Genomic DNA, 6,004 nt, shown 5'->3' with positions numbered 1-6,004 from the left:
ACGTAGGAGCGGCTTTAGCCGCGAAGCGCCGCGCGGGCGGCGCTCGATCTCGCAGGCGCTGAATGTGTGGAGGCGAACGCTTCGGCGCTCGATCTCACAGGCGCAGAAAATGTTGTGGCGGGCACCTGTCAGCCCAACCCCAGTCTCAAGACATGCACCCATAAAAAAAGGAGAGCCAAAGCTCTCCCTTTTCCTTCAACAACCCTCAGCCTCAGCCAATGGTCATCAAACTGGCATTCCCCCCCGCCGCCGCGGTATTCACACTCACCGCGCGCTCGATCACCAGTCGCTCCAGCGCAATCTGATGATCCCCGCTGGACAGCCCGTGCACACCCACGATCGCCCCGGCACGCTTGGCCACCTGCTGGCAAACGCCACGCAACTGGTCCGAGTCGCCATGGTGGATCACAGCGTCGAACGCTACTTCATCCTTGTTCCAGTCCGCCACCAGCTTCACCTTGGCCTGCAGCTCACGCGGCAGGCGATTGCGCAGGGCCTTGCCCGGTTCGCCGTCAGCCCATACCGCCGAGCTGCCGACCGCCAACACCGCAGCGAACTGCGCCAGCAGGTCGGCTTCGTTGTCGGCCAGGCACAGCACGTGCTCGCGCGGCAGAATGGTGTAGCTGTTGCGCTCGCCGGTCGGGCCGGGCAGCAGGCGGGCGATGCCGCTCTGCGACTGGCTGGCGAACTGGTCGCACAGCGCGGCCAAGTCGGCCAGCTGATTGCTCTCGGCCCAGGCTTTCAGGCCGTGCAACGGTTTGACCAGTTGCTCGTGCAGGGCGCGGTCCGGCTTGCCTTCGCCGTCCTGCTGCTGGAAGTGGCGGCCGATCGCGTCGGCCGGGCGGGTCGACAACAGGCGGTACAGGTACAGCGGGCCACCGGCTTTCGGGCCGGTGCCGGACAGGCCTTCACCACCGAACGGCTGTACGCCCACCACCGCACCCACGATGTTGCGGTTGACGTACATGTTGCCGGCGTTGGCGGTTTCCACCACCTTGGCGATGGTCTCGTCGATGCGGGTGTGCACGCCGAGGGTCAGGCCATAGCCGGAGTTGTTGATCTGCTCGATCAGCTGGTCGAGGTTGCGGCGGTTGTAGCGCACTACGTGCAGTACCGGGCCGAAGATTTCGCGCTTCAGCTCGTCGAAGCTGTCCAGTTCGATCAGGGTCGGCATGACGAAGGTGCCGCGCTTGATCTCGGCAGCATCGGCAATGGCAACCTGGTAGACCGAACGGCCTTTTTCACGCATGCCCTGGATATGCTTCTCGATACCGGCCTTGGCTTCGGCGTCGATTACCGGGCCAATGTCCACGGCCAGGCGGTCCGGGCAGCCCAGGCGGCTTTCGGCCATGGCACCCTTGAGCATTTCGATCACGCGGTCGGCGGAGTCTTCCTGCAGGCACAGCACGCGCAGGGCCGAGCAACGCTGGCCAGCACTGTCGAAGGCCGACGACACCACGTCGATCACCACCTGCTCGGTGAGTGCCGAGGAGTCGACGATCATTGCGTTCTGGCCACCGGTTTCGGCGATCAGCGGGATCGGGCGGCCCTGGTTGTCCAGGCGGCCGGCGACGTTGCGCTGCAGCAGGCGGGCCACTTCGGTGGAGCCGGTGAACATCACGCCTTTGACGCGCTCATCACCGACCAGGCCGGCACCGACGGTTTCGCCGCGGCCTGGCAGCAGCTGCAGCACGCCTTCCGGGATGCCGGCTTCCAGCAGCAGGCGCACGGCCTGGGCGGCGATCAGCGGGGTTTGTTCGGCAGGTTTGGCCAGCACCGGGTTACCGGCTGCCAGGGCTGCGGCCACCTGGCCGGAGAAGATCGCCAGCGGGAAGTTCCACGGGCTGATGCACACTACCGGGCCCAATGGGCGGTGGGCGTCGTTGCTGAAGTCGTTGCGCGCCTGCACGGCGTAGTAGCGCAGGAAGTCCACGGCTTCGCGCACTTCGGCGATGGCGTTGGCGAAGGTTTTACCCGCTTCGCGGATCAGCAGCCCCATCAGCGGCTGGATTTCAGCCTCCATCAGGTCGGCGGTGCGCTCCAGAATCGCAGCGCGCTCGGCCGGCGGGGTAGCCTGCCAGATCGGTGCCGCATTGATCGCGCACTGGATGGCATTGTCGACGTCGGCAACGGTCGCTTCCTGCACATGGCCGACCACATCGCGGAGGTCTGCCGGGTTCAATACAGGCACAGCAGCGGACTCGCTGGCAGCGCAGGCCAGCAGCGGGACGGCTTTCCAGTCGTTGTGGGCGGTGGCCAGCATGGCGCAGGACAGCGACGCCAGGCGGTGTTCGTTAGCCATGTCGATGCCGGCCGAGTTGGCCCGCTCAGCGCCATACAGGTCACGCGGCAGCGGGATGCGCGGGTGTGGCAGGCCGAGGCTGCCTTCCTGGGTGCCCATGCGTTCGATGCTGGCGACCGGGTCGGCGACCAGTTCCTGGATGGAGATCGAGTGGTCGGCGATACGGTTGACGAACGAGGTGTTGGCGCCGTTTTCCAGCAGGCGACGCACCAGGTAGGCCAGCAGCGTTTCGTGGGTGCCGACCGGCGCATAAACGCGGCATGGGCGGTTCAGCTTGCCATCGGCAATCTTGCCGACCACTTGCTCGTACAGCGGCTCGCCCATGCCGTGCAGGCACTGGAACTCGTACTGGCCCGGGTAATAGTTCTGCCCGGCAATGTGGTAAATGGCCGACAGGGTGTGGGCGTTGTGGGTGGCGAACTGCGGGTAGATGGCTTCTGGTACGGCCAGCAGCTTGCGGGCGCAGGCAACGTAGGACACGTCGGTGTACACCTTGCGGGTGTACACCGGGTAGCCTTCCAGGCCTTCGACCTGGGCGCGCTTGATCTCGCTGTCCCAGTAGGCGCCTTTGACCAGGCGGATCATCAGGCGGTGGCGGCTGCGCTTGGCCAGGTCGATGACGTAGTCGATTACATACGGGCAGCGCTTCTGGTAAGCCTGGATGACAAAGCCGATGCCGTTCCAGCCGGCCAGCGAAGGCTCGAAGCACAGGCGTTCGAGCAGGTCGAGCGACAGCTCCAGGCGGTCGGCTTCTTCGGCGTCGATGTTCAGGCCGATGTCGTACTGCTTGGCCAGCAAGGTCAGCGACAGCAGCCGCGGGTACAGCTCTTCCATCACGCGCTCGTACTGGGCGCGGCTGTAGCGTGGGTGCAGCGCCGACAGCTTGATCGAGATGCCCGGGCCTTCATAGATGCCGCGGCCATGCGAGGCCTTGCCGATCGAGTGGATGGCCTGCTCGTAGGACGCCAGGTATTTCTGCGCGTCATGCTCGGTCAGTGCCGCTTCACCCAGCATGTCGTAGGAATAGCGGAAGCCCTTGGCCTCGAAGCGGCTGGCGTTGGCCAAGGCTTCGGCGATGGTCTCGCCGGTAACGAATTGTTCGCCCATCAGGCGCATGGCCATGTCGACGCCCTTGCGGATCATCGGCTCGCCGCTCTTGCCGATAATGCGGGTGAGCGAGGAGGTGAGGCCGGATTCATTATGGGTGCTGACGAGCTTGCCGGTCAGCAACAGGCCCCAGGTGGCAGCGTTGACGAACAGTGACGGGCTGTTGCCCAGGTGCGGCTGCCAGTTGCCGGTGCTGATCTTGTCGCGGATCAGCGCGTCGCGGGTGCCCTTGTCGGGGATGCGCAGCAGGGCTTCGGCCAGGCACATCAGCGCCACGCCTTCCTGGGACGACAGCGAGAACTCCTGCAGCAGGCCCTGGACGATGCCGGCGCGGCCGCCAGCGCTCTTCTGGTTGCGCAGTTTTTCGGCGATGCCAGCTGCCAGCTTGTTGGTGGCTTCGGCCAGCGGCGCGCTCAGGCGGGCCTGCTCCAGCAGCATTGGCACCACTTCCTGCTCGGGGCGGCGGTAGGCGGCGGTGATCGCCGAGCGCAGTACCGATTGCGGCAGGATGCTCTCGGCGAACTCGAGGAAGCACTGGTGGCTGTGGTCGGCCTGAACTTCGCCGGCGTCATCGGCCAGGCTGCTGGCATGACCGTTCAGTTCGGTCAGGGTGGCGCCACCCTCGAGCTTCTCCAGGTAGTTGAAGATCGCTTGCTTGATCAACCAGTGCGGCGTGCGGTCAATCGACTGCGCTGCTGCCTTGAGTCGCTCACGGGTAGGGTCATCGAGTTTGACCCCAAGGGTGGTCGTCGCCATTTCTTATCCTCGTTATTGCCACGGCTGTGGCCTAAGCTGACGCCAAGATTAGCCTGTAGGACAATTCGGGTGCAACCAGGTGCAACCCGAATTTTTTGTGTAAAAGGTGCAACTCGTCTGACAGACATTTCCACACCTGACGAAGGGTCGTTTTTGGTGCGAATTTGTCTTAAAAACGACGCCTATGCTCCAAAAAGGAGCAAAAAAGCGGCTTTCTCGAAAAAATGCACGGGCAGGTGCAACTTGCAAATGAAAAATGGTTGCACCCGCTTTGCGTTGTTGCATAGCATTCGTCGCCTGGGTGCAACCGCCATGGCTGCGGTTGTGCATGAGATAAAAACAAACGCCAGGGCACACGCATGGGCAATCCACTAACGATCACCTTCGTGATCTACATCGCGGCAATGGTGCTGATCGGCTTCGCTGCCTATCGCTCCACCAACAACCTTTCCGATTACATTCTGGGCGGTCGCAGCCTGGGTAGCGTGGTGACCGCGCTGTCTGCCGGCGCTTCCGACATGAGTGGCTGGCTGCTGATGGGCCTGCCGGGCGCCATTTACTTCTCCGGCCTGTCGGAAGCCTGGATCGCCATCGGCCTGACCGTTGGTGCCTACCTGAACTGGCTGTTCGTGGCCGGCCGCCTGCGCGTGCAAACCGAGCATAACGGCGACGCACTGACCCTGCCGGACTACTTCTCCAGCCGTTTCGAGGACAGTAGCGGCCTGCTGCGCATCATTTCGGCGATCGTCATCCTGGTGTTCTTCACCATCTACTGCGCTTCCGGCATCGTGGCCGGTGCCCGCCTGTTCGAAAGCACCTTCGGCATGCCGTACGAGACCGCCCTGTGGGCGGGCGCCGCGGCTACCATCGCCTACACCTTTGTCGGTGGTTTCCTGGCGGTGAGCTGGACCGATACCGTGCAGGCCTCGCTGATGATCTTCGCGCTGATCCTGACGCCGATCATCGTGCTGATCTCCACGGGCGGCTTCGACACTACCTTCCTGGCCATCGAAGCGGTCAACCCGGCCAACTTCGACATGCTCAAGGGTGCAACCTTCATCGGCATCATCTCGCTGATGGGCTGGGGCCTGGGCTATTTCGGCCAGCCGCACATCCTGGCGCGCTTCATGGCAGCCGATTCGGTGAAGTCGATCGCCAACGCCCGCCGCATCTCCATGACCTGGATGATCCTGTGCCTGGCCGGTACCTGCGCCGTGGGCTTCTTCGGTATCGCCTACTTCTCGGCCAACCCTGACCTGGCTGGCCCGGTTACCGAGAACCGCGAGCGTGTGTTCATCGAACTGGCGAAGATCCTGTTCAACCCGTGGATCGCCGGTGTACTGCTGTCGGCCATCCTGGCGGCGGTAATGAGTACCCTGAGCTGTCAGCTGCTGGTGTGCTCCAGCGCCCTGACCGAAGACTTCTACAAAGCCTTCCTGCGCAAGAACGCTTCGCAGCTCGAGCTGGTGTGGGTCGGCCGCCTGATGGTGCTGGCCGTGGCCCTGATTGCCATCGCCATGGCGGCCAACCCGGAAAACCGCGTGCTGGGCCTGGTGGCCTATGCCTGGGCCGGCTTCGGTGCCGCCTTCGGTCCGGTGGTGCTGATTTCGGTACTGTGGAAAGGCATGACCCGTAACGGCGCGCTGGCCGGTATCGTGGTCGGTGCACTGACCGTGATCCTGTGGAAGCAGATCGATGTCTGGGGCCTGTACGAAATCATCCCGGGCTTCCTGCTGGCGAGCATTGCCATTTTCGTGGTGAGCAAGCTGGGCAGCCCTTCGCAGGCGATGGTGCAGCGCTTTGAAACGGCTGATGCGGCGTATCACGCTGACAAGTAAT

The 6,004-nt window shown here is 63.7% G+C and carries 2 protein-coding genes; one reads left to right on the top strand and one right to left on the bottom strand.

Translation table 11 applies throughout. From position 1 onward, the window contains the following. Positions 1–211: 211 nt before the first annotated feature. On the bottom strand, positions 212–4,165 hold the full coding sequence (gene putA, locus IAE39_RS19805) for a trifunctional transcriptional regulator/proline dehydrogenase/L-glutamate gamma-semialdehyde dehydrogenase (RefSeq protein ID WP_201205656.1): 3,954 nt from the start codon (positions 4,163–4,165) through the stop codon (positions 212–214). 359 nt (positions 4,166–4,524) lie between these two features. Here putA and putP point away from each other — a divergent pair, with 359 nt between their 5' ends. Next, positions 4,525–6,003: a sodium/proline symporter PutP gene (gene putP, locus IAE39_RS19800; protein WP_201205654.1), complete on the top strand. Its 1,479-nt coding sequence runs from the start codon at positions 4,525–4,527 to the stop codon at positions 6,001–6,003. The last annotated feature ends 1 nt before the right edge of the window (position 6,004 follow it).

Source organism: Pseudomonas sp. S37 (assembly GCF_016658545.1).
Lineage (GTDB): Bacteria > Pseudomonadota > Gammaproteobacteria > Pseudomonadales > Pseudomonadaceae > Aquipseudomonas.
The sequence above is the reverse complement of the archived record's forward strand: the minus strand, read 5'-3'. Positions and strand labels throughout refer to the sequence as shown.